The sequence below is a fragment of the Undibacterium sp. YM2 genome (genome assembly GCF_009937975.1).
Lineage (GTDB): Bacteria > Pseudomonadota > Gammaproteobacteria > Burkholderiales > Burkholderiaceae_D > Undibacterium.
In genome coordinates, this window is the sequence record NZ_AP018441.1 from 3,814,967 (window position 1) to 3,835,423 (window position 20,457).

21 protein-coding genes are annotated in these 20,457 nt (G+C 51.0%); 5 read left to right on the top strand and 16 right to left on the bottom strand.

The window, feature by feature from the left end:
• Positions 1–118 precede the first annotated feature (118 nt).
• The 4 genes from UNDYM_RS17160 to UNDYM_RS17175 all read right to left on the bottom strand — a co-directional run bounded on the left by UNDYM_RS17160 (position 119) and on the right by UNDYM_RS17175 (position 4,913).
• The gene (locus UNDYM_RS17160) at positions 119–739 is read right to left on the bottom strand and encodes a hypothetical protein (protein ID WP_162042118.1); all 621 of its coding nucleotides are present in this window, start codon (positions 737–739) and stop codon (positions 119–121) included.
• Positions 667–960 carry a hypothetical protein gene (locus UNDYM_RS17165; protein ID WP_162042119.1) on the bottom strand — a complete coding sequence of 98 codons (294 nt, stop codon included), beginning with the start codon at positions 958–960 and terminating at the stop codon, positions 667–669. The genes UNDYM_RS17160 and UNDYM_RS17165 overlap by 73 nt, the downstream gene beginning before the upstream one ends.
• A gap of 165 nt (positions 961–1,125) precedes the next feature.
• Entirely contained in the window at positions 1,126–2,598 is a 1,473-nt protein-coding gene (locus UNDYM_RS17170; protein WP_232063524.1) for an HlyD family type I secretion periplasmic adaptor subunit, read from the bottom strand.
• An 86-nt stretch (positions 2,599–2,684) separates the two neighbouring features.
• Entirely contained in the window at positions 2,685–4,913 is a 2,229-nt protein-coding gene (locus UNDYM_RS17175; protein WP_162042120.1) for a peptidase domain-containing ABC transporter, read from the bottom strand.
• A gap of 346 nt (positions 4,914–5,259) precedes the next feature.
• Here UNDYM_RS17175 and UNDYM_RS17180 point away from each other — a divergent pair, with 346 nt between their 5' ends.
• Genes UNDYM_RS17180 through UNDYM_RS17195 form a run of 4 tightly spaced genes read left to right on the top strand, consistent with a single transcriptional unit; the run spans position 5,260 to position 8,541 of the window.
• Positions 5,260–6,039 (top strand): hypothetical protein, encoded by a 780-nt coding sequence (locus tag UNDYM_RS17180; protein ID WP_162042121.1) that lies wholly within the window; start codon positions 5,260–5,262, stop codon positions 6,037–6,039.
• 6 nt (positions 6,040–6,045) lie between these two features.
• Positions 6,046–7,320, top strand: a complete 1,275-nt coding sequence (locus UNDYM_RS17185; protein WP_162042122.1) for an acyltransferase — start codon at positions 6,046–6,048, stop codon at positions 7,318–7,320.
• A gap of 17 nt (positions 7,321–7,337) precedes the next feature.
• Complete coding sequence (locus UNDYM_RS17190; protein ID WP_162042123.1) at positions 7,338–7,835, top strand: RNA polymerase sigma factor; 498 nt, start codon at positions 7,338–7,340, stop codon at positions 7,833–7,835.
• A 1-nt stretch (position 7,836) separates the two neighbouring features.
• Entirely contained in the window at positions 7,837–8,541 is a 705-nt protein-coding gene (locus UNDYM_RS17195; protein WP_162042124.1) for a hypothetical protein, read from the top strand.
• Between the two features lie 113 nt (positions 8,542–8,654).
• Here UNDYM_RS17195 and UNDYM_RS17200 read toward each other — a convergent pair whose 3' ends face one another.
• The 9 genes from UNDYM_RS17200 to rpsP all read right to left on the bottom strand — a co-directional run bounded on the left by UNDYM_RS17200 (position 8,655) and on the right by rpsP (position 15,285).
• The gene (locus tag UNDYM_RS17200) at positions 8,655–9,290 is read right to left on the bottom strand and encodes a tetratricopeptide repeat protein (RefSeq protein WP_162042125.1); all 636 of its coding nucleotides are present in this window, start codon (positions 9,288–9,290) and stop codon (positions 8,655–8,657) included.
• A gap of 85 nt (positions 9,291–9,375) precedes the next feature.
• Positions 9,376–10,449, bottom strand: coding sequence for an acyltransferase family protein (locus UNDYM_RS17205; protein WP_162042126.1), 1,074 nt, complete (start codon positions 10,447–10,449; stop codon positions 9,376–9,378).
• Between the two features lie 43 nt (positions 10,450–10,492).
• A complete protein-coding gene (locus tag UNDYM_RS17210) occupies positions 10,493–11,062 on the bottom strand; it encodes a GNAT family N-acetyltransferase (RefSeq protein ID WP_162042127.1) in 570 nt (189 codons plus the stop codon).
• A gap of 106 nt (positions 11,063–11,168) precedes the next feature.
• Entirely contained in the window at positions 11,169–12,119 is a 951-nt protein-coding gene (locus UNDYM_RS17215; RefSeq protein WP_162042128.1) for a CobD/CbiB family protein, read from the bottom strand.
• A 276-nt stretch (positions 12,120–12,395) separates the two neighbouring features.
• Positions 12,396–13,064 carry a CoA pyrophosphatase gene (locus UNDYM_RS17220; RefSeq protein ID WP_162042129.1) on the bottom strand — a complete coding sequence of 223 codons (669 nt, stop codon included), beginning with the start codon at positions 13,062–13,064 and terminating at the stop codon, positions 12,396–12,398.
• Between the two features lie 120 nt (positions 13,065–13,184).
• A complete protein-coding gene (gene rplS, locus UNDYM_RS17225; protein ID WP_162042130.1) occupies positions 13,185–13,568 on the bottom strand; it encodes a 50S ribosomal protein L19 in 384 nt (127 codons plus the stop codon).
• Positions 13,569–13,700: 132 nt separating this feature from the next.
• A complete protein-coding gene (gene trmD, locus UNDYM_RS17230) occupies positions 13,701–14,447 on the bottom strand; it encodes a tRNA (guanosine(37)-N1)-methyltransferase TrmD (RefSeq protein WP_162042131.1) in 747 nt (248 codons plus the stop codon).
• Positions 14,448–14,472: 25 nt separating this feature from the next.
• The gene (gene rimM, locus UNDYM_RS17235; protein ID WP_162042132.1) at positions 14,473–15,015 is read right to left on the bottom strand and encodes a ribosome maturation factor RimM; all 543 of its coding nucleotides are present in this window, start codon (positions 15,013–15,015) and stop codon (positions 14,473–14,475) included.
• Positions 15,016–15,033: 18 nt separating this feature from the next.
• Positions 15,034–15,285, bottom strand: a complete 252-nt coding sequence (gene rpsP / locus UNDYM_RS17240; protein ID WP_110255824.1) for a 30S ribosomal protein S16 — start codon at positions 15,283–15,285, stop codon at positions 15,034–15,036.
• Positions 15,286–15,469: 184 nt separating this feature from the next.
• On the opposite strand from rpsP, the gene UNDYM_RS17245 reads away from it, so the two are divergent.
• The gene (locus tag UNDYM_RS17245) at positions 15,470–15,922 is read left to right on the top strand and encodes an NINE protein (RefSeq protein WP_162042133.1); all 453 of its coding nucleotides are present in this window, start codon (positions 15,470–15,472) and stop codon (positions 15,920–15,922) included.
• Positions 15,923–16,176: 254 nt separating this feature from the next.
• Here UNDYM_RS17245 and UNDYM_RS17250 read toward each other — a convergent pair whose 3' ends face one another.
• From UNDYM_RS17250 to UNDYM_RS17260, 3 genes are all read right to left on the bottom strand, one after another.
• Positions 16,177–17,079: a hypothetical protein gene (locus UNDYM_RS17250; protein WP_232063525.1), complete on the bottom strand. Its 903-nt coding sequence runs from the start codon at positions 17,077–17,079 to the stop codon at positions 16,177–16,179.
• A gap of 185 nt (positions 17,080–17,264) precedes the next feature.
• Positions 17,265–18,305: a PHB depolymerase family esterase gene (locus UNDYM_RS17255; RefSeq protein WP_162042134.1), complete on the bottom strand. Its 1,041-nt coding sequence runs from the start codon at positions 18,303–18,305 to the stop codon at positions 17,265–17,267.
• A 300-nt stretch (positions 18,306–18,605) separates the two neighbouring features.
• Positions 18,606–20,396 (bottom strand): acyl-CoA dehydrogenase, encoded by a 1,791-nt coding sequence (locus UNDYM_RS17260; RefSeq protein WP_162042135.1) that lies wholly within the window; start codon positions 20,394–20,396, stop codon positions 18,606–18,608.
• Positions 20,397–20,457: the final 61 nt, after the last annotated feature.

Consider the following 20,457-nt stretch of genomic DNA (forward strand, 5'->3'; position numbering starts at 1 on the left):
GTTTTAGAAATTACTGATTGAAAAGCAGCTACGTCTTTGCGCGGCCCTTGAAAACCAGGTTTGACTTCACAAGAACTCTGTCTGGAATTTTTCCAACTCAAATAATTAAACTAAATGGTCAAAGACTCTCAAAACTTAAAATGAGCTTGCTTACCGAATCCTGCATTTGCTTCCACTCAGACAAAAGGCCACGGCGATAAGAAAGCGTGATCTTCGCTTTTGCCCTTGGCAGCAAGAAAAAAAATTGTTTACATGGCGCAGCGTCATGATTGACATTTGTGCACTCTATATAGGTTTGAACAACGCCATTTTCATCTCGAAAAATGTACAAATCTTTGTCGTCATCAATATGTCTTTGCGGATTGCGTGTTTGCGGATCTACACCTATCGGTGTGTAAACTTCCAGGCCAAACTGCTTTTCTTTCTGCTTTTCAAATTGAAGAGAACCCATTTTCCCCATTGATTCGCTCATACGCTGCAAAAACCCCCCGTCGCCAAAATTGACACCTGTTGTAACAAAGCCCCTAAACCACGGTGTATTGAAGATAGAAAATGCCTCTTTATTTTTTCTGAGATCCGGGCTCGACAGACCTGCCATATCTGGGTAACGAATATCAAAACCAAAGCTAACTAGTTTGGATTTAGTATCTCTAATAGGTGTAGGACCTATTCGCTTGCCACTCCACCCTGGATCGCCTTCATATTCAGCATATTTGGCAAAGTGAGATGGAATACGCACAGGAATCCCCCCAAATCACCGACAACTTCGTGCTTCGCTAGACTAGGAGGAGCGCTTGAGTTTGCTAGTGCTAATTTTTTATTTTCATCCTGATTCGTCTTACTCAAGAAAATAAAGAAGATTACTCCAGTCAACAAGGGGAAAAAAACTGCAAGCGCAGTCGTGGCAATTGCTGCTTTCTTCGGATTTTTTTTTGAATTACCCTGATTTATTTTTTTCATTTATTTCACTTCCACAATCAAAATTTTCTATATCTTTCATCTTCACCAGACTTTACTGAAGTCAATAAGATTAGAATGAAAAATTTTGAGCAATATCATTTTTCAAACTAAAATCATGCAAAAGCTAATTTGCATTTGTTCGATATTTTTGATTAGCATTAAATTTCACCTCTCCCGCCCAGCCTCACTAACCGCCTTCTTCACTGGCGACAGCAAATACTCCAGCACACTACGCTTGCCCTGGTTAATCTCTGCCACCACCTGCATGCCTGGCGTGGTACTGAGCCTGTTCCCTTGCGCATCGATCAATATTTGCTGGTTCAGTTGCACCCTGGCTTTGTAGGTGGCGATGCTGGTGTTGCTGTTGCCGTTACTGCTGGCGTCGCTGTTCTGATTCGTATTTTGTTTGCCGATTTCTGTCGCATCTGCACTGACATGTATCACCTTGCCGTGGAGCATGCCGTAACGCTGGAAGGGGTAGGCAGCGAGTTTGATCTGGGCTTCTTGCCCGACTTGTACAAAGCCGACATCTTCATTCTTGATTTGTACGTCGGCATATAGTTGCTCGTCTTTTGGGACGAGGGTGAGTACTACGCTGCCGGGTTGCACGACTGCGCCGGGGGTTGTTGTGGCCAGGTCTTTGATGATGCCGTCTTGCGGGGCTTTGAGTTCCATCAGGCCTTCTTTGTAATTACTTTTGTCCAGCGTTGGTTGCAGCTGAGCGATGCGTGCGCGAATGTCGGCCAGTTCTTTTTGCAGTTCAGACTGGTAGTTGCTCTGGATCTGGCTGAGCTTTTTTTGTTGAGCATCAATGGTGGCATTGAGTGCGGCAACGCTGGCGTGCTGAGCATCAAGGTCTTTGGATTTTTCCAGTGCTTCGCGTTGTTTGTCGGCGCTGGCGAGGTTGCCGACATAGCCTTCTTTTTCGAGCTTGCTGTAGGCGTCTGCGGTCTTTTTATAAGTGGGCAGGGTTTGTTCGAGCTTGCTTAAAATTTCTGTGGCGCTTTTGCGTTCGTGCTCTGCACGGCTCAATAATGATCTCTCCTGATCAAGGCTGTCGAGATAGGCTTTGCGGTGGGCGTGGTACTGGCTTTGCACTTGCGCGAAACGGGTAGCGTCATCCCCTGCCTTGATGAGCATGGGCTGGTTGCTGAGTTCTGCTTCTATACGGCGCACTTGCAGTTGCTGGCTATTGAGGTCGCTGCTGATGCTGGTTTTGTCGGCACTGGCGAGTGTGGTATCGAGCCTGGCGAGGACTTGTCCGGCTTTAACGTTATCACCTTCTTGCACCAGTATCTCTTTGAGTACGCCGGCTTCTGCGGGTTGCACGATCTTGACCAAGGTCTGAGGCGTGAGTTTGCCTTCAGCTGTGGCGATGATGTCGAGCTGGCCTATGGCTGCCCAGACCAGCAGGATAAAGACGAGAGCGCAGACAGCCCACAAGACGATGCGACCTATGTGGCTGGGCTGCTGAGTTTGTATGAGATGCAAAGGGTCGTGCCAGCGGCTGGGTGGGCGCAGGGGTATGATTTTGGCGGTGATAGGTGCGGTCTTTTCTGGTGCTGCGGTTTGTGCAGTTGATCTCGCATCTGGCGTTGTCATGCCCTGGTCGGGCTGGGGTGTTGGTACTTGCTGCATGGGTGCTTACCTGTCTGTTTTTTACTTGCTCAATTTTGGATTTTTTTGTCGGGCTTGTCTTATTTCTTTGCCCTGTTTTCCTTGGCTTATGCAGCGGTACTCGCCTGCACCGCTACTGGTGCCGGGTGCATTTGCTGGGCACCGTCATGGGTCAGGCGATAGACAGCATCGACCTTGAGACCCTTGGGCAAGCCATGGGTAATGAAGAGCATGGTGACTTTGCCTTTGAGGGCATTGATCGTTTGTGCGAAGTGTTCTGCCGTGGTGGTATCAAGGGCGCTGGTGGCTTCGTCAAAGATGAGGATGCTGGGGCGTTTAAGCAGAGCACGGGCGATGGCAATGCGCTGCTTTTGACCGCCTGAGAGACCGGCACCGCGTTCGCCGATTTCTGTCTGGTAGCCTTTGGGCAGGCCTTCGATGACACTATGAATTTCTGCCATTTTGCAGGCGGCGACGATTTGCTCGAAGCCAGCATTGGGGCTGGCCATTTGCAGGTTGTCGTAGATGGTGCCTGAGAACAGGGTGGTCTCTTGCGGCACGACGCCAAAGAGGCTGCGCAATTCATTGGCAGACAGGTAGCGTATATCAACATTGTCGATGAGAATGCGACCCTGGCTAGGTTGGTAGAAGCCTTGCATGAGTTTGGCAAGCGTGCTTTTACCGCAACCAGATGGGCCCATGATGGCGGTGGTCTGGCCTTGTGGAATATGCAGATCAAGGTTTTGATACACAGTGGGCAGGTGTTCGCCATATTTGAAAGCGAGATTGTGGATTTGTATGCTGCCTGCCTTGTTGCTGTCGCGCGCAGGAATGACCGAATAAGGTTCTGCCGGTGCGTTCATAAGGTCGCCAAGACGGTCTATGGAGAGGCTGGCTTGCTGGAATTGTTGCCACAGGCCGACCAGACGCAACATGGGTTGTGACAGGCGGCCAGAAAACATCTGGAAGGCCACCAGCATACCGATGGTAAAAGCGGTGTCATGCATGACAGTGTAGGCACCAATTGCCAGTATCAACAGGCTCATGATTTGTTCAAGCAGGTTGGCGAAGGTGTTGTAGGTGTTGGCCAGTTGCTTGGTGGCGAAACCTGCCTGTAGGTAGCTGGCGAGAAAGCCGCTGTATTTGCTGTTGAGTTGTGGTTCCAGCTGCAGGGATTTAACGGTTTCCAGACCAACAATGTACTCGGTCAAAAATGCCTGATTGCGTGCGCCGAGTTGGAATTGTTCTTGCAGCCTTTGCTGGAACAGGGGGGCGACGACAGTACTGAGGATGACAATGGTAGTCAGTATGGCTAAAGCGATCAGGGTCAGGGTGACGCTGTAGTAGAACATGATGCCGACAAAGATCAGCAGGAAGGGCAAATCAAGCACGAGGGTAACGCCAGCACTGGCGATGAATTCGCGTATGGTTTCTACGCCATGCAGGCGGGCAGCAATGACGCCTGTGGGCCGGTGCTGGAAGTACATGGGTGGCAGTTTGAACAGACGCTCAAATACGGCGGAACCGAGTACGGCATCGACGCGGTTACCGGTGTGCAAAATCAGATATTGACGCAGCCATGACAAACCCGCTGAGAACAGCATGAAGACCGCCATGCCGATGGCAATGACGATCAAGGTGCTTTGGGTGTGATGCACGACGACCTTGTCGATGATGGCCTGGGTAAACAAGGGGGTGGCCAGGGCAATCAGCTGTATCACCAGAGAAGCCAGCAAAATTTCTTGCCAGAGCTTTTTATGCTTGAGCAATTCTGGGATAAACCAGCGAAAGCCGAATTTACGTTGCTGGCTGGTGGCCTGGTCACTGTCCGGGTCTGCCGCCGGATCAGCTTGCGGGGTAATGCGGGTAATCTGCCCCTGGTATCTCTGCTGAAATTCAGTCAGAAGTATGCTTCGAGGGCTGGCGTCTGAAGGTTCTACGATGAGGACTTGGCTGGTATCGGCTTGCAGGATCAGGGCGGGGACTAACGTAGGGGCAGGTGCGGAGGCAGGCTCTGACTTGTCCGGTCGTTCGCCCGCGGTGGGACTTCGCTCTTCGGTTTGAAAAGCGACATCGCTGATATCGCTTGCTGTTTCTGGTGCAGGGCTGAGCCAGGCGATGAGAGGGAATGATTCGTGCTGCAATTTGCCGCCCTTGCACTTGCGGGTGTCGGCATTGAAGCCATAAGCCTTGACGGCTATCAGCAAACCATCACTGGTGTAAGGAGCAGCAAACTGTTGTGCTGCCAGCTCAGAGGAGTATGGCTTGCGATGGAGCGCACAAAGCCCCTGTAATGCCCAGAACCAGGCATTACGGTCTAGAGAATGAGAGATCATGAAGGATGGATAAAATGAGAAAAATGGTTTATGCCGTAGGATGGGTCCTACAATATGTATCGTATTGTATCTTTATACTCACAACAAATGCAATATTTTGTGAATTTCTTGCGCAAAGATCAATTTCCGTGTAGAAATTTCTATTGAGGAACTTTTCACTCTGCTTACTCCTGTTTGCATTCTGCGTTCACCGCACTACCAGCACAAAATAGCTTCGCGCTGCCAGTCAAAATAATTTCATAGAAGCTGTAAATTTTTCTTATCCCCTGCGAATAACAAAGCAAGAGTTTAGTGAAGCTATACAGCAAGCTCGCTAGACATGAACTCATTATTTCCGGGAGATATCATGTACGGTTTGATTTTAATGCGCGGTTTTATACTTGTCTTATTTTATGCATGCTGGTCTTGCACAGCATTTGCGCAGACTGCCAAAACCAGTTTGCCAGCCACTGTCAATATGACGCTTGAGCATGTCATGCAAGCGCATCTGGCGGCACTTGGGGATGTGAGCAAGTTGCAGTCGCGTCGCGTTAAATTGCGCATCATAGGGATGGCACCATTTGAAATACCGACGACAGTAGAAGCAAAGCGCCCCAACCTGTTACGGCGGGACGTGCTGGTACAAGGGCAAACACAGATATCGGCTTATGATGGCAAGGATGCGTGGAAGATAGACCCCTTTCTGACTAGCGGCAAAAAAACGGTTGATTTATCAGCCGAAGAATTGCCTGCCATGCTGGAAGAAAGTTATTTTGATGGGATACTGGTGGCGGCGCAAAAGCTCGGGTTTCCCTTGCACTATGTGGGTATGGAAAAACTTGATGGGCGGCGTGTGCATGTGCTGAAGGTCAGCATTCCTGCTACGGGTGAATCGACTATCTATCTGGATGCTGACAGTTTTCTGGAAATCAAGCGTCTGCAAAAGCGCCCTGTCATGGGTCGCATGACTGAGCTGGAAGTCTATACCAGTGATTACCGCCTGCATGATGGCCTGAAGGTGGCTTATCGTTTTGAGATAGGCACCAAGGGCTCTGCGCAGCGCATGAGCATTGTGGTGGATGCGGTGGAAAATAATCCGGTCATTGCTGCCAGCCGTTTTCAACGCGCTGCTAATTTGGCGAACTGAGCCATCATGCAAAACGATGCCACTATTAATGCAGGTAATGCAGGCCTCTCTGCAATCGCACCCGCGCATGCCCAAGCCACGCAAACCGCAGCAACTGGCGAACGCCTGCATGGACTGGATGCCTTGCGTGCCGGGGCCCTGCTGTTGGGCGTGCTTTTACATGCGAGCATTTCTTTTTTGCCTGGCGCCAAATTCTTTTGGATGGTCAGCGACAATCAAAAAACCGCATTGCTGGGGCCAGTGTTCTTTGTCATCCATATTTTCAGGATGCCTTTGTTCTTCATGCTGGCCGGTTATTTTGCCCATCTGGTTTTGCAAAAGAAAGGCTGGGCTGGTTTTATCAAGGACAGGCTCAAACGCATCACCCTGCCCTTGCTGCTTGGCTGGCCTGTAATATTTGCAGCGATCGTTGCCGCCATTGTGCTAGCTTCCTGGGTGCGCAATGGCGGCAGCCTGCCGCAAAAGTCACCGCCTCCACCGACCTTTACGGCTGACAGTTTCCCGCTTGCGCACTTGTGGTTTTTGTATATGCTGACGCTGCTGTACGCGGTGTATCTGGGTCTTTGGGCTGTCTGCAGGCAACTGGGTATCCTGCCCCAACTGAAGCGCTGTGCAGACTGGCTCATGCCCGTAATGTCAGGCTGGCTTGGCCCCATGTTGCTGGCACTACCGGTGGCGCTGGCCTTGTTTTATACGCCTTACTGGGTGAGCTGGTTTGGCGTGCCTACACCAGATCAATCGCTCTACCCTGGGCGAGCAGCCTGGATCAGTTTTGGCATGGCGTTTGGCTTTGGCTGGATGTTGCAACAGTCAGCGACTACATTGCCACGGTGGCAGCGCCGCTGGCCCTGGCACCTAAGCCTGGCATTCTTGATGGCCGCTTGCTGCCTGTATCTGGGCGGCCTGACACCAAAACTGGTACCAGCAGTACATGATGACAGCAAGCTGATCTTTGCCTGGCTATATGCAGCGACGGCCTGGAATTTTTGTTTTGGTCTGACTGGTCTGGCGCTAAAATTCATGAGGCAGGCAAACCCCAGGCTACGTTACCTGGCAGATGCTTCTTACTGGATTTATCTGGTGCACCTGCCCCTGGTGATGGTTTTGCAGGCCCTGGTATCGCGTAGTGAGTGGCATTGGGCAATCAAACTGACCGCAGTCTTGCTGGGTACACTGGTTTTGGCTTTGCTCAGCTATCGCTATCTGGTCCGGTTTACATGGATAGGCAAGCTCTTGAATGGCCAGCGTCATGTTGCTCACCGGCAGCACGCACGGGCCTGACATCGATGAACGGGTATATGGACGAAGAACTCTTCTTGCAGCAACTCGCCATGCATAAACGCCTGCTGTACAAGGTGGCCTATAGCTATTGCCGCCATGCCGAAGACAGGCGTGATCTGGTGCAGGAAATGGTCATGCAGTTATGGCGTTCTTTTCGCAGTTTTGATCAGCGCGTGCAGTTTTCTACCTGGATGTACCGCATTGCAATGAATGTCGCTATTTCGCACTACCGCAGTGAGAAACGGCAAGTGCGCGACACGCTGCCACTGGAAGAGTTTGGTCTGGACATCGCCGAAGCAGACCAACTCTACAACGCCCAGAGTGACAATATGCGCACGCTGGACAAACTCATCAGCGAACTTGATGAACTTAACCGCGCCCTGATTCTGCTGTTCATGGATGGCCATGACAATGATGAGATCGCCAGCATCATGGGGCTCAGCACTGCCAATGTTGCCACGCGCATGACACGCATCAAACAGAAATTGCAAGCCCGCTTTGCAGAAGGAAATTAAGATGGATCTCGATCTCTTGAAAGCCGAATGGCAAGCCCGCGACCAGCGCCTCGAGCTGGCCGTCAGAATGAATACCCAGATGCTGCGCCTGTCCTTGCTGGAACAGCACAGGCGTGAAATCGCCAAATGGGGCTGGGTCGATAAATATGAAATCATCGCAGGCACCCCGGTCTTTATTTATCTGATCTGGTTTCTATCGCATCACATCGGCAACTGGCAATTTGCCTTGCCTGCGTTTGCCCTGCTGGTATGGACCATCGCCATGCCGATATGCAATCACCGCTTGCGCCACGCCTTGCAGGACATGGATTTTGGCCAGCCCGTCACTGTTGTGCAAAAGCAGTTAGCAGAACACAAGGCCAGGCGCCTGAGTTTGCTGAAGTGGGCATTTTTGCTGGGGCAGATAGTCTGGTTCATTCCTTTCATACTGGTGCTGTTCAAGGGTGTGTTTGGCGTGGATCTGTACCTTAAAACCTCTAACTTCATCGGCCCCAGCCTGTTAGGTGGTTTCTTGTTCATCCCGCTGGCGATAGGCATGTCCAAATTATTGTCGGGCCGCTTGCAACACTCTGCCCGCTTCCAGGCTTTTACCGATATGCTGGCAGGCAATGACATTATCCGGTCACGCCAGTTCCTGGCCAGGATTGCGCAGTTTGAAGAAACGCCTGAAGAATTCAGCACGCACACCAAAAACCAAAGCAACTGATTTTTAAAATCAGTTTAGATAAATTATGTCACAACAGTGATGAGACGATTGCCGATGCAGGCTAGCAAATAAATTAATCGCATGAATATGTTGAAATATGCTGAGTAATTAGTTTAATGTATTTCACCATAATTTTTTCTGTACTCTGCTATCAGTCTGAATGTATCAGGCAAATTATCCATCCCCGCGAGTGCATTAATCGCTTCTTCATAAGCGGGATTAATCTGTAGTGCACTCTTAAAACTGTCGATTGCCTGTTCATACCTGCCTTGCGCGCGGTAAGCCAGACCCAAATTGAAATACGATTCATCTTTCAAGTGATGGTCTTCACGCAAGGCTATCTCGAAGCAGCTGATCGCTGCATCAAATTCCTCCATGTACATGAGGTTTGCCCCCTTGAGTATCCAGGGCCAGCCATGATCAATATCGGCATGTTTGCAACCCGTCTCAAACCAGGGAAGTGCCTCTTTGGGGGACTGAAAATCCTGCACCAGTACGGCAATCTGCATTGCGACGAACCCCTTATAAGTTTCGGGTGCCAGTTTATAGGCGGTGATCAGGGCCTGCAAACTCTCCTTATTCCGGCTCAGATCCTTGAGAGCGGCACCATATAATGACCAGGCCCTGCCATGTTGGGGTCGTGATTTTACATATACTTCCAGAAGTTCTACCACATGGCTGGGATGAAGATCTGTCTTTGACAGATCTTCTGCACGTTTATAAATTTCATCGAGGAGCTCACTGGTCATGGTAGTCCTTGTCCTTTTTGACCTTGGTACATGTATCGCAGATTAATAATCAATTTAGCGCAGTATGCAAACGCAATTGATATGATCAGGCACTGCCGCGCACTTTGGGTATATGAGTCCTGGGCAAGAGTAGGCTGTGCAAGAGCTTGTTCTTTTTGACCAGCATCAATAATAACAGCGGTAGCAATAGTCCAGCCACAAATGCCAGGCTGGCATTCAGGTAGGCATATGTGCTCACCCGCGACAGCAGGCCAAATATTTTCCACTCTATCCATGAATGAAAAATCATGATGAATAAACTGCTGGTACCCAGATAAGCCAGCGCTTTGCCTGGCCCGCCAGCGTACTGCAGGCAGCTTGATAGCGACAGTACCAGGTAGATACCGAGGATAGCCTGGGCGGTCGAAATCCACCAGTTGCCATACAGGCGCATGTTCAGGTCTATGGTTTCGTCAAAAAAGAAATGTAGGGCAGCAAAAAGGAGCAAGGCAATTGCAAACATCCAGGGCTGGAACCTGAAGCGCATGACAGGCTCATGCATGACATAACCAAGCAGGATGAAAGCAGTACTGATGCCCACCAGATCCAGACCCCAGGGCAAGCCGGGGAAATTGTGCTGGTGATTACCTACAGCCCGATTCAGACCTTCAAACTGCTGCGTATCCATCCCGGCAAATTGCTGAGTCATGATGATGCCCAGGGCTAGCAGGATGGCAGTACTCAGTGCGGGCAATAACATGCCAGACCCTAAACGGTGCATCAGACGCAAAAGTATCCAGGCCAATATAATAGCCAGGAACAAATGCGGCAGATACCACAGCGGCACCCATTCTATGGTACTGCCCGTGCCATAAAACATACCCAGAAAATAGCTGCGGGCATCGATACCTGACCAGACTATGCGCGCCAGCCCCCAGGCTGACAGCACGACGAAGAAGGGCTTTAATAGCGCATCAATCTTGAAGACCAGAAAATCCCTGAAGTCGGTATCCTGATGCAGGACAGCCCCGGACAAAAAGAAAAACAGGGGCATGTGAAAAGAAAAAATAATGCGGAACAGTTCGCCATGATCATGGGCGATGATCCAGTTATGTCCAAAGACAACCAGGATGATGCCTATGCCTTTGGCGATATCAATGCTGGTGTTACGTTCTGACATGAATCTCCATCAATAAAACGCAAGTACGGCTGTACACAAAGACCTATTTTTGCACCAGGTAATTCAATTCGGCATGCCAGTCTTGCGGCAATAATGCGTGTACGGCAGCAGTCATTGGTACGCCACCTACCACCAGGCGATTACGCGCCATGCATTCCAGATGCGCACCTACTTTTTTTGCAACGGCAATGCTGGCGACATTGCCCTCAGCAGCGACGATCTCTATGCGGTGAAAGCCCAGTTGCTTAAAGCCTGCGTCGGCCAGCAACATCGCCGCCTGGCTGGCAATACCACGCCCTTGTATAGGCTGTCTGACCCAGTAACCGAGATTACAATAATTATGCAGCTTGCTGATCATGTTCAGGCCTGCACCGCCGAGCAATTCCTTGCCATCTTCGCTGAAGATGCCAAACTCATAGGCCGCACCCTCTTCCCGCCCTTTATCACACACCGCAAACCAGTCGCGCGCATGTTCACTATTAAAATCAGCATGACACCAGCTCATCCAGCGCCCAACCGTCGCTACCGATTCACGTACTACTGCAGCAAACATGTCAGCATCAGCAGATTCATAAGCGCGCAGGCAAATACCGGGGGCAGTGATTTTTCTCATTATAAATAATTAATATGTACACAGCACGAGTATAGCCTGAGCAATACACCCGGTGGTAGTCAGCTGGATCAATGAAAAAAGCCCTGTTGTTTAACAGGGCCTCTATTTATATCCAGACTGCGAAGGAAAGCAGCAGTAGCAGCAACATCCACAGCAGCAGCGCCCGCCAGACCAGGCCGACAGCACTTTGCAGGGCGCGGGGTGAGGCTTCTGCACCCGGCTGGCTTTCCAGTTCGAGGCTATCAACATCGACTGCCGTTGCATCAGCCTGCAAGACCATGGCTTTTTCTTCTGGCTCGCCCAGGCGTACGCCAAGGGCTCCACCACCGGCAGAGAGGATGATACCGACCAGTTCATCCGACCAGCGGTCAGCGTAATTGCGCCAGGAGTAAACCGCGTCCTCAAAATTGCCGACCACGGCGAAGGCGACAGCAGTCAGGCGTGCCGGTATCCAGTCTATCCAGTAAAAGACTTTGGCTGCATAGACGCCAAATTCTTCGTTTTTCATGTGTTCGGGTTCATTCCAGGCGCGTGCCAGATATTCTGCTGCACGGTACATGACGGCACATGCTGGCCCTACGGGCATGAGAAACCAGAAGAACACGCCAAATACATTGCGGTGGGTGGCGATCAGGGAACGCTCCACGGCAAGACGGGAAATTTCTGAGACTTCCATGCCGGTCGTATCCAGATGCGTCCATTCGGCCAGATAACGCCGGGCGGTATCTTCATCGCCAGAACTCAGGGCGAGCTGTATGGAGGTGAAATAATGGCTATAGCGGCGAAAACCCAGGGTCAGATAGACGATGAGCACATTCCACAGCAAGGCAGCGATAGGATTGAGGCGCAGGCACAGCCAGTAAATCAGGGCTGTAGGCAGGGTCAGCAAGGCAATCACTATCCACCAGCCCAGGCGGCCATGCTTGACCTTGCCAGCATTGAAGGATGCTTCGATTTTGTCAGCCAGCGTCTGGATTTGCGTATAGATGGGGTTATCTGCCCGCAAGGGCTTGAGCTGCTCAATCAACAGCGCTAACAGGATGGAAATAAAGGTCATGATAGACTGGGCTTATGTTGCAGCGCAATGCTGCAAACAATCAATTTGCAAATGCGGCAAGTGTAAACCGAATTGCCCGGATTATGAAGCTTTGTTCTAGTGCTCTGAGTTATTAATTCATTCAATAACAAATCTGGAGAAATCGTTACGAGGCAAGGAGCAAAGCACAGCAAGGCTGGTGCCTTGCGCGCATTTGAGACGCAGTATCGTGGCGATTCTCGCCAGATTTGTTGAATGAATTAGTATCTCAGGGCACTATAGGCAAGAACTTAAGACTCATGCACGCAAGAAATGAAACAGATTGCGCAGCATGCCCGCCGTTGCTCCCCAGATGAAATGCTGCTCGTAGGGCATGGCATAAAAGTGCCGTTTGCCTGCATTGTCGGGCAAATCAAAGCTACGGCGCTGGTGGTTTTTGCCGTTCATCAAAAAGTCCAGCGGCACTTCAAAAATCGAGGCGACTTCTGAAGGATCAGTACGCACCTGAAAGCCGGGGCTGATCAAGGAAACGATGGGGCTAACCTGATAGCCTGTGCCGGTCTTGTATTCTGGTAGTTGTCCCAGAATTTCGACGAATTCGCGTTGCAGACCAATTTCTTCTTCTGCCTCACGCAAGGCAGTGGTCACCGGGTCGATATCTTCTTCCTCAAAACGCCCGCCAGGAAAGCTGATTTGGCCGGGGTGATGATTCAGGTGCGCAGCCCGCTCAGTGAGTAGCATGGTCAGGCCCGCATCACGCATGACGATGGGTATCAATACCGAAGCAGGCCGGAAAGGCAGGTTTTTTGAAAAAAAACTCTCATCGACAACTTCTGGCGTCCATTCGTGCTGCTGAAGAAAGCGTTGGCGCAACCATGCGGGAGACAGATGAGCAGCAGGAACAGCAGCCTCCTCGCCCAAGGAATGGACAGGGAAAGTCTGGGGATCGAAAACCGGTTTACTCACAATGACTATTCGTTTTTATTGTTGATTTGTATATAGGAAAAAGTTTGCCATGTGCCAGACAAAAATTCCAATAAAAAAAGGATGCCGGAGCATCCTTTTTCAATACGGCTAAAACAGATATTACTCTGCTTTTGCTGCTGCAACTTTACGTGCTGGCAATTTCTCTTTGATACGAGCAGATTTACCAGAGCGTTCACGCAGGTAGTACAGCTTGGCACGACGTACGTCACCGCGACGTTTCACTTCGATAGAAGCGATCAGTGGGGAGTACAACTGGAATGTACGCTCAACGCCTTCGCCGGAAGAAATCTTACGCACGATGAAGTTGGAATTCAAACCACGGTTACGACGGGAGATCACTACGCCTTCGTAAGCCTGTGCACGTTTGCGTGTACCTTCAACAACGTTGACGTTCACAACAACTGTGTCACCTGGTGCAAAGTCAGGGATGTTTTTGCCGAGGCGAGCAATTTCTTCTTGCTCTAATTTTTGGATCAGATCCATTTTTTACTCCTATGACCATCTTGCCGACGCTGCAGAACCTGGTTCTGACTGATGCCCGGTAGAGGATGGGGTTTAACATGTGAATCATTGAAGATTCACGCTTATTGATTCCCGCCCGAGAACAGGAAGATACTACAAACTGCTTAAAAACTTTTCGTCGGCACGGCTCAACAAGCCTGCCGCACGCGCTGCGATGATTAAATCCGGACGCTTCAACTGACTGGCTTCCAGTGCACGCTGACGCCGCCACTTTTCGATTTCAGCATGATTACCACCCATCAACACGGCTGGCACAGCCTGGTCTTCAAAGACTTCTGGCCTGGTGTAATGCGGGCAATCCAGCAAGCCATTGACAAAACTGTCCTGCACTGCCGAGGCGTCATCATGCAAAACGCCGGGGATTTGCCGTATGACAGCATCCATCAGGGCCATGGCTGGCAATTCACCGCCGGACAAGACAAAATCGCCGAGGCTGATTTCTTCATCAACGTAATTATCCAGCAGGCGCTGATCCACTGCCTCATACCTGCCACATAACAAGACCAGGCCAGGCGTTGCCGCCAGTTGCATGACCTTTTCATGTGTCAGCGGCTTACCCTGAGGTGACAGATAAATCACTTTTGGTGCCACTGCAGACAAGGTAGTCTGACGCGCCTTGGCAGACTCGATTGCGGCCTGCAAGGGTTTTGCCAGCATCACCATACCGGGGCCGCCGCCATAAGGCCGGTCATCCACGGTACGATGCCTGTCAGTTGTAAAATCACGCGGATTCCACAGCTTTAATTCGCATTTTTGTTGCTCGAAAGCCCGCCTCGTTACACCTGATTGTGTAATGGCAGCGAACATTTCGGGGAACAGCGTAATGACATCAAATTGCATGCTTATGCCTTCTGATTGCATCACGTTAATAATCACTACCCCAGTCAACCTGGATTTTGCCTGCTTTTTGATCAACTTCCTTGACGAAAGCCTCTACGAAAGGGATCAGGCGTTCGTGTTTCGCCAGTTCATTTTCAGGCACATCCGCTGCCGCCACCCGTAAAATCGGATGCGCACCGTTGTCCATCAAATCCCTGACCACACCTAAATTCTCACCCTGAAGATTATCCACCTGCAAACCTATCAGATCGAGCCAATAGAATTCACCAGACGCCAAAGCAGGAAAATGCTTGCGGGAAATTTGTACAGTCGCACCTTTCAGTGCTTCTGCGGCATTCCTGTCAGGCACACCCACCAGCCGCGCAACCACGTCTTCCCCCTGGATTTTAACTTCCAGACGGTCAACATCACGCAACTCAGGCTTATCTAACCACCAGGTTTTTGCTGACATCAATGCGTCAGCATCAGCAGAATAAGGACGTATCCTTACCCAGCCGTGAATACCAAATGCTCCCGAGATATAGCCAACCAGGACCAGATCATCAGGAGCATGGACTGCAGCAGTCATGAAACGGCTTGGCAGCGATTAAGCTGCTGCTTTGCCAGACTGAGCTACCAGGCGAGCAACTGCTGGAGACAATTGAGCGCCAACACCTTGCCAGTAAGCCAGGCGATCTGCTGCAACGCGTACTGTTTCTGCATTGCCAGTAGCTACTGGGTTGTAGAAACCGATGCGCTCGATAAAGCGACCATCGCGACGATTACGGGAATCAGTTGCAACGATGTTGTAAAAAGGGCGCTTTTTTGCGCCACCACGAGCTAAACGAATAACGACCATAATATTTCCAAAAAATGTCTGAACGCGGAAAAAGCTGTAGATTATAGCCCGCTTCTTGAGCAAGTCGCAAGAACTATCCCACTTTTCCTATACATAGTACTGTTTTTATCTGTCAGCGTGACGATTGAGACACAGTATAGCCTCATCGCATACAATCACGGCTTCAACTTTGATGGTTTTTGCAATGACTTCCAACAATACAAGCAACGATATAAGCAATCATATAACGTCACATAAAAATAAGACCCTGGCAACTTTCCTGGCAGCCGTCTTTGGTGCCATAGGTTTGCACCGTTTTTATCTGGGGGGCAAAAAAGACAAATGGGGCTGGTTGCATTTTGTCACGTTGCCGATCAGCATGGTCATCCACTATTTTTATTTTGGCAAACCCGAGATCGTCCAGTATAGCTTCTTGTTACTGTCTTTCCTGATCGCCATCCTCGAAGCACTGGTCATGGGCCTGACACCGGATGAAAAATGGGATGCCCGCCACAATAGCAAATCCGGCAAGACCAGCGAATCCAACTGGCCGCTGGCCTTATTGCTGGTATTGACGCTGGCCACAGGTGCTTTTGTATTGATCGCCGTCATCGCACGTACTTTTGATTTGCTATATACCGGCGGCGCTTATGGCTGAGTATTGCATGACACCAGAATAAAAGAACATGGCCCATCGCAAAAATGGGCCATTTTTTATTGCCATGCCTACAATCAAATTGCAGACACTTTTTAACGTACAAACAAGGCGATCAGGATAACGATAGGCAGAGGTATGCCAAGTAACAAAAGCAGGATTGAACGCATGATAAGCTCCAGAAAATAGCAACTTGTTGTTTGCCCTTGCCAATCTCATCAGCAAGGGAGAAGTTTTAGGCAGATGTTTATGCTGACTTATACAATCACATGAGCCTCATCACGTTGACGACCACCGAGCGTAGCGGCCAGGCTGGCAACGAATGCACCCAGCAATAAGGCAACAAACATCCACAGCGCAGAATGCGCGGCTGCCTTGCGGGCCTGGTCTGCAGCGGCTTTGGCCGTATTTTTAGCATCGGTGACGGACTTGTTCAACTGATCGAATACGGCATCAACACGTTTTGTCGCATCCACCTGTGTCATCTCGGTGCGCCTGGAGACCAGTTTGGCCAGATAATCACGGTCGCCTGGTGACAGAGAACCGTTGGCAATGTCTGTCGATAAGATACGGCCAACTTCCATGCGTATGCCGCCACCATTACCAACATTGCTACCAGCAGCGTTATCGTTTGGCGTTTGCTCGGTACGCAAAAGCATGTCGGTAAAATAATCCACCGGATTGCCCCTGGCATTGCCGGTTACCGCTGCGGTTGCGGTTACCGCAGCACCTGCCGCATCTGCTGTACCACTGAGCATGCTTTGCGCAGCACTGGCAAGTAATCCTACCGTCAGCAACGAGGCGACAGCCCATGCCAGCATGCCGTGCGCCGTGTCACGGAAGTAAACTTCGTTGTCATGCACATTGCTCCACTTGGTACGCAAGCGGCCTGCGATATAACCACCAATGCCGGATGCTGCGAGCTGCGTAAAGCCTATCCAGGCGATAGTGGAAATACCCATCACCGTCGCGTTATAAGACCAGGGAGATACTGCGGACAGGCCAAGGCCAGCACCCAGCATCAACAAAATCAGCGACAGCGCCGCTGCCGCCACCGCGCCCCCAAGTACTGCACCCCAGGACACACCTGAAGTGCCAGCCCGGGATGCATGGTCTTGGGTGACTACCAACATATTTGCTTCAGTAGTATTGTTATTCATAGAGATATCCATCTGCTTTCGATTGGTTAGGACATACGAAATAAAATCTCAAGCTTTTTCATGATGACAAATAAGCTGAGAACGCCTTCAGAATAGAGGGCGTTGGCTTTCACGTCTGTGTGTTGATTAACACTGGCGCATGATTTCTTGCAGATAAAAAAGGAGATACTTTTGCACGATGGTAGTCAGGACACACCTGCGAATTGCTTGCTGACAAAAGCCCAGATCATGGCAGTTGCATCTGGCCCTTTAGGGTCACTGTAGGCATACCCCTTGGCACCACCGCTCCACGCATGATCCAAGCCATTCACCTCACACAAACTGACAAGCACGCGCCCCTTGGTGCGATAGTCAGTAATCGTCGATGGATAACGCGCACCGCGCTGCACAGTGCGCGGCGACACCGCTTTCGCACCGGCATGCTTAGCCCATTGCTGCGCGACCAGTGAACCATTAACAGGGAACACAACCCGGTCTTTACTGCCCTGTATCACCAACAATGCAGGCAAGCTGACACCGGCAGGCAGAGGTATTGCTGCCAAACGTCGGCCACGCATGGCCATGACGGCGGTCGCTGAAGAATGGGCAAGCCCGGTAGCAATACCTGAATGCATGACCAGCGCCCCAAATCTTGCCGGATGGCTCACCGTCAACAATGCCGCCATGCTGGCACCGGCAGAAAGCCCAGCCAGGGCAATGCGCCGAGTATCGATGGGCTGCGACAGGCAGACCTGATCAATCACTGCATCGATGGAATCAGCCTCACGTTGCGCACGGCCTGAACGTGTGTCATACCAGTTCCAGCAAGCCTGGGGGTTCGAGAATTTCTCCTGCTCTGGATAAAGCACGAGAAAGCGCTTGCGGGCGGCAAGCTGATTCATCTTGCTGCTGGCCGCCAGAGCCTGGGCATCTTGCAGACAACCATGCAACATGACCATGAGTGGCAAACGCTCGCCAGGCTTGACAGCGGGCGGGCGATACAAGTAATAAGGCCGCAAACCGACCACCCCGACTACCATATCGGGTGCCAGTTTGCGCTTAACAACAGATGCTGGCTTGGTTGATGCTCCCGGCTTGGCTGATTTGCGCTTGGCGGCCTTTGGCGCGACTGCCGCCAGTGTTTTTTTTATCGCACGGGCACCAGTACGCGATGCCACTTTTGTCATCGTGCTCAGAATACGTTTGAAGGACCTGCTCCATAGTGACTTGCTGATGCGTTTGCTCATGGGTGAGCCAACCCATGCAAGCTATATTCAGATGCGCTGGTTTGTTGCACGAAATACTCCTTGTCCAGGGATATGATCTGAGCGTGCAGCATGGCGGCAGGCAAAACGGATCCACACTCTGGAAGCTACAGGTGAATGCAACAGGTCTCTATGCGCTAACGCACACAGGATTTACTGGAGATGAACGAAGTAAGGGAAAAACAGGCAGGATGTCATCATAAAAAAACGGCTCATCCAAATGAATGAGCCGTTTTTATTTAACAGACAGTCTAACTTGCTAGCGTTTTACTACAATTACCATCAGAACTGATCTTCAGGCAAGGCCATGACACCGGTACTGCCATCAACTATCGCTGAACGCAAGCCTTGTGCAGCCGACAGGATATGGTCAGCAAAGTAACGGGCAGTCGCAATCTTGGCTTTATAAAAGGCGGCATCGCCCTCGCCTGCATTCAGTTTTTGCTGGGCGACAATGGCAGCACGCGCCATCTGCCAGCCACCAAAAACGATGCCTGCCAGCTTCAGGTACAGAACACTGCCGGCAAAAACGCCCTTGATGTCTTGCTTGAAGTTGGTGACGACATAATCAACCACATCTTCCAGCGCTGCAGTACCTGCTGCCAGTTGGCGCTGTATCGCCAGCATGTCAACTGAACCAATAGCCGTCAATTGTGCTTCTGTTGCACGCATGTCAGCGATGAATGCTTTTGCAGTGGCACCGCCATCGCGTGAAGTCTTGCGGCCTACCAGATCGTTTGCCTGGATAGCTGTAGTACCTTCATAGATAGTCAGAATCTTGGCATCACGGTAGTGTTGTGCCGCACCGGTTTCTTCGATGAAGCCCATGCCGCCATGCACCTGCACGCCAGTGGATGTGACATCCAGCGACATTTCTGTTGACCAGCCTTTGACGATAGGCACCAGGTATTCATACTTGGCCTGATTGGCCTTGCGCACTGCTGCATCGGCATGATGATGGGCAAAGTCACTGATACCGGCGGCGACATAAGCCAGCGCACGTGCACCTTCAGTCTGGGCGCGCATGGACATCAGCATGCGACGTACATCAGGATGGTTGATGATGGCAACCGGGCCAGCAGAGCCCGCCAGGTCACGTGACTGCACGCGGTCTTTGGCGTATTGCACTGCCTTTTGATAGGCGCGTTCTGCCACGCCTATGCCCTGCATGCCAACGCCAAAGCGGGCGGCATTCATCATGATGAACATGTATTCAAGGCCGCGGTTTTCCTCGCCGACCAGGGTACCTATCGCGCCGCCGTTATCACCAAATTGCAGTACCGCAGTCGGGCTGGCCTTGATGCCCAGCTTGTGTTCTATCGATACGCAGTGTGCGTCATTGCGTGCACCCAGTGTGCCATCGGCATTCACCAAAAATTTAGGCACGATGAACAGGGAAATACCTTTGACGCCTTCTGGCGCATCAGGAGTACGTGCCAGCACCAGGTGGACGATATTTTCTGCCATATCGTGTTCACCATAGGTGATGAAAATCTTGGTGCCATAGACTTTAAAGGTACCATCACCTTGCGGCACGGCACGGCTGCGCACCATCGCCAGATCAGAACCGGCTTGTGGCTCAGTCAGGTTCATGGTGCCTGTCCATTTGCCGGAAATCAGGTTTTCCAGGTAGATGGCTTTTTGTTCGTCGCTGCCTGCAGTCAGCAGGGCTTCAATCGCGCCATCGGTCAGCAATGGGCACAGGGCAAACGAGATGCTTGCTGCATTGAGCATTTCTATGCATGGCGTTGCCACCAGCTTGGGCAAGCCCTGGCCGCCAAATTCTTGCGGATGCTGCACACCCTGCCAGCCTGCTTCTCCAAACATCTTGAAGGCTTCTTTAAAGCCCTTGGTGGTGAAGACTTCACCGTCCTTCCAATAGCTTGGTGCCTGATCGCCAGGCCAGTTCAATGGCGCGACCACTTCACCGGCAAACTTGGCGTTTTCTTCCAGCACGGCTTCTACCGTTTCTGCTGTTGCATCTTCACAGCCAGGCAAGGCATTGACTTCCGCCAGACCAGCCAGTTCGTTGATGAGGAACAGCATGTCCTTGACAGGGGCAACATAGCTCATTTTTGTATCCCAAAAAAAGAAAAAGGGGCAGGTCAGGAAGATCGCCAGAAATAGTGCGATA

Coding starts and splice junctions, on each gene's coding strand:
- UNDYM_RS17210 (WP_162042127.1), bottom strand. CDS start 11,062: ATGAGAAAAATCACTGCCCCCGGTATTTGCCTGCGCGCTTATGAATCT.
- UNDYM_RS17250 (WP_232063525.1), bottom strand. CDS start 17,079: ATGAATAACAATACTACTGAAGCAAATATGTTGGTAGTCACCCAAGAC.
- trmD (WP_162042131.1), bottom strand. CDS start 14,447: ATGCAATTTGATGTCATTACGCTGTTCCCCGAAATGTTCGCTGCCATT.
- UNDYM_RS17180 (WP_162042121.1), top strand. CDS start 5,260: ATGTACGGTTTGATTTTAATGCGCGGTTTTATACTTGTCTTATTTTAT.
- UNDYM_RS17175 (WP_162042120.1), bottom strand. CDS start 4,913: ATGATCTCTCATTCTCTAGACCGTAATGCCTGGTTCTGGGCATTACAG.
- UNDYM_RS17170 (WP_232063524.1), bottom strand. CDS start 2,598: ATGCAGCAAGTACCAACACCCCAGCCCGACCAGGGCATGACAACGCCA.
- UNDYM_RS17195 (WP_162042124.1), top strand. CDS start 7,837: ATGGATCTCGATCTCTTGAAAGCCGAATGGCAAGCCCGCGACCAGCGC.
- UNDYM_RS17190 (WP_162042123.1), top strand. CDS start 7,338: ATGGACGAAGAACTCTTCTTGCAGCAACTCGCCATGCATAAACGCCTG.
- UNDYM_RS17185 (WP_162042122.1), top strand. CDS start 6,046: ATGCAAAACGATGCCACTATTAATGCAGGTAATGCAGGCCTCTCTGCA.
- rimM (WP_162042132.1), bottom strand. CDS start 15,015: ATGACTGCTGCAGTCCATGCTCCTGATGATCTGGTCCTGGTTGGCTAT.
- UNDYM_RS17205 (WP_162042126.1), bottom strand. CDS start 10,449: ATGTCAGAACGTAACACCAGCATTGATATCGCCAAAGGCATAGGCATC.
- UNDYM_RS17200 (WP_162042125.1), bottom strand. CDS start 9,290: ATGACCAGTGAGCTCCTCGATGAAATTTATAAACGTGCAGAAGATCTG.
- rpsP (WP_110255824.1), bottom strand. CDS start 15,285: ATGGTCGTTATTCGTTTAGCTCGTGGTGGCGCAAAAAAGCGCCCTTTT.
- UNDYM_RS17165 (WP_162042119.1), bottom strand. CDS start 960: ATGAAAAAAATAAATCAGGGTAATTCAAAAAAAAATCCGAAGAAAGCA.
- UNDYM_RS17255 (WP_162042134.1), bottom strand. CDS start 18,305: ATGAGCAAACGCATCAGCAAGTCACTATGGAGCAGGTCCTTCAAACGT.
- UNDYM_RS17245 (WP_162042133.1), top strand. CDS start 15,470: ATGACTTCCAACAATACAAGCAACGATATAAGCAATCATATAACGTCA.
- rplS (WP_162042130.1), bottom strand. CDS start 13,568: ATGGATCTGATCCAAAAATTAGAGCAAGAAGAAATTGCTCGCCTCGGC.
- UNDYM_RS17260 (WP_162042135.1), bottom strand. CDS start 20,396: ATGAGCTATGTTGCCCCTGTCAAGGACATGCTGTTCCTCATCAACGAA.
- UNDYM_RS17215 (WP_162042128.1), bottom strand. CDS start 12,119: ATGACCTTTATTTCCATCCTGTTAGCGCTGTTGATTGAGCAGCTCAAG.